This is a genomic window from Brachybacterium sp. Marseille-Q7125, assembly GCF_023062615.1.
Lineage (GTDB): Bacteria > Actinomycetota > Actinomycetes > Actinomycetales > Dermabacteraceae > Brachybacterium.
In genome coordinates, this window is sequence record NZ_JALLAL010000106.1 from 1 (window position 1) to 2,426 (window position 2,426).

3 protein-coding genes are annotated in these 2,426 nt (G+C 65.9%); 2 read left to right on the forward strand and 1 reads right to left on the reverse strand.

Translation table 11 applies throughout. The annotated features are described in order from the left end of the window. The first annotated feature begins 186 nt into the window (after positions 1 to 186). Positions 187 to 1,374 (forward strand): hypothetical protein, encoded by a 1,188-nt coding sequence (locus MU407_RS13830; RefSeq protein WP_246958359.1) that lies wholly within the window; start codon positions 187 to 189, stop codon positions 1,372 to 1,374. Between the two features lie 32 nt (positions 1,375 to 1,406). Then, entirely contained in the window at positions 1,407 to 1,550 is a 144-nt protein-coding gene (locus MU407_RS14535) for a helix-turn-helix domain-containing protein (protein WP_246958361.1), read from the forward strand. 3 nt (positions 1,551 to 1,553) lie between these two features. Here MU407_RS14535 and MU407_RS13840 read toward each other — a convergent pair whose 3' ends face one another. Beyond that, positions 1,554 to 2,240: an NYN domain-containing protein gene (locus MU407_RS13840; protein ID WP_246958363.1), complete on the reverse strand. Its 687-nt coding sequence runs from the start codon at positions 2,238 to 2,240 to the stop codon at positions 1,554 to 1,556. Positions 2,241 to 2,426: the final 186 nt, after the last annotated feature.

Here is a 2,426-nt window from a genome sequence, read left to right on the forward strand (position 1 = left end):
CACTCCAGCCTCGACTACACCAGCCCGGTCGCGTTCGAGAACGCCATCAAACGCGACCAGGCCAAAACCGAAGAACACGCAGATCAAGCCCAAGCAGCTTGATCAACCGTCAACAACTTGCGGGCAAGCCCACCAGCCACTGTGATCACGGAAGCCCCCACCCCCGACGTCAAGGAGGCACCCCCCGTGCAGCACCCCGCAGCACCCCTGGACGAGATGGCCAACGTCCCGCCCATGACCGGCCTGCAGGAGCTCCTCGACAGCAGCAGCGCCGCGGACACCGATCCGCGCTGGACGGAGCTCTCCCAGCAGCCGGCCACCCAGGGCCTTCGCGGCACCCTCAACCAGATCGGCCTCAGCCTCCCTCCCGCCAAGGCCGAGCTGGAACGGCGCCGCCAGCAGTACCACCAGGAGCAGGCCGAGGCCCAGGCCGCAGCCCAGGCCCGCCAGCGTGAGGCAGAGGAACGCGCCCGTCAGGAAGCCGAAGCACAGCGCCAACAGCAGATCCAGCAGACCCGCCTCGAGCACCGGCGCCGCGAGGAACAGGAACAGCGTCGCCTGATCCAAACGAACTTTCAGGGCTGCCGCACGATCCTGGTCGCCAACCCCAAGGGCGGGTCCCGCAAGACGACCAGCACTTGGCTGCTCGCAGCGACCCTCGGCATCATCCGCGGCGGCGGTGTCATTGCCTGGGATGCCAACGAGACCATGGGCTCACTCGGAGAGCGCTCCATCCAGGACATGCACTCCCGCACCGTGGTCGACCTCCTCGAACAGGCCGCCCACCAGTTCGACTCCGTCGACGGCAACCGCCTCGGGACCCTGGACCGCTTCGTCCGCAGCCAGCAGGACGCACACTTCTCCGTCCTCGCCTCGGACGAGGACGCCACTCGGCAGGACATCGTTGACGATGAAGGCTTCGACAGGGTCCACGAGATCCTCTCCCGCTTCTCCCGGATGATCTTGGTCGACACCGGCAACAACATCCGCGCCTCCCACTTCCTCGCCGCGGTCGAAACAGCCGACCAGCTCGTCATCCCCATCGCCGCCGGACACGACTCCGCCAACGCCGCCCACAAGATGATGCGCGCCCTCAGCGCCGCCGGCCACGCCGACCTCGTGCGCTCCGCCGTCGTCCTCATCCACGACCTCGAACCCACCGCCGACGCCGACCACGAGTACATCGACACCGTCAAGGCCATCGCCACCGACCTCGAAGACCAGGTCGCCGCGATCGTCCCCATCCCCTTCGACAACGCCCTCAAGGGCGGCGGCCAGATCCGCTACGACACACTGACCCCCGCCACCCAACGCGCCTACACCCACGCCGCCGCAGCCGTCGCCACCACCCTGCGCCGCACCACCCTCACCTAACCATCCCGGCATCGCCCGGACGTCTCGACCAGGTGATCCGGCCCCCTTTCGCCTCGCGCAGACACGGTGGCAACGCCGTTCTCGAGGGAACCCCGAAAGCTCAGGTAGCGCGTGACTTCGGGATCAGCCGCGCAACGCTGTACCGGTACCTGGAGACGCCCACGTTGCCGATGTAGCGGTCAGCGGTAGTCGCGTCGGTCGAGGGAAGCTTCATAGCAGGGTCGGCCAAGGTTCGTGTTCCAGATCCGACGGTCCCCGCTGGGTTGGAGGTTCCCGAATGTGAAGGCACCACTCTTCTTCGCGTCACGGTTGAACCAGGAGAACGTCTCGATGGACGCGATGCTTCGGTCCTCGCGGTGCATGTCGTGAACTTCGTCGAGGACGGGGACCAGGTCGGTGTCGCGTGAGGCGAGGATCACGAGGTCGACGTCGTCTTTCATGGCCTCGCGTACGCAGCGCAATGCACAGAGCACATCGATGCCCTTCTCTCTGCCTGGCCCCAGCGGCTCCTTCTTCCCGTGGACGTCCAGGACTGGTCGCCCATCTGCGCCGTTGCGATACCGGTACTTCAGGTCGCGTAGTTCGACCTCTGCGCCGTCGCTGCGCCACTGTGTCGCCTGGTCCTGGCAGCGGCGGTGCTGTTCCCAGTCGTGGTCAATGTGAGGGAGGCCGCGATAGGCGATGACTCGTTGAAGCTCCGCGTGTGGGTACCCCTCACGCTGCCGAGCGTTGCGCTCCTGCAGCCCAGCCTTGGCGAAGTGGACCGGATGGAGCAGCGACTCGTGCCGGTTACTTCGGTCTCCGACGACGTCCGAGGCGGTCAGATGGACGTTCTGATAGTCGATCACGACGGCGGCGCGCAGCATTGCGAGCCTCCTTGGGTAGAAAAATCCCCGCCAATCCGGAGACGGCGGGGAGCAATGCGGGGTTATAGGACAAAATGTGTGTACGGAGAGGCCGCTTTCCTCGTCCTGACCTGCGGGGATAGTGGGTTGCACATGCTCTGAGAGCATGTGCGATGGGTGTTGCTTCCAATCGGCCGTGTTGTGGTG

Excerpts from the sequence above, each read along its gene's own strand:
- MU407_RS13840 (WP_246958363.1), bottom strand. The coding sequence starts at position 2,240 with ATGCTGCGCGCCGCCGTCGTGATCGACTATCAGAACGTCCATCTGACC.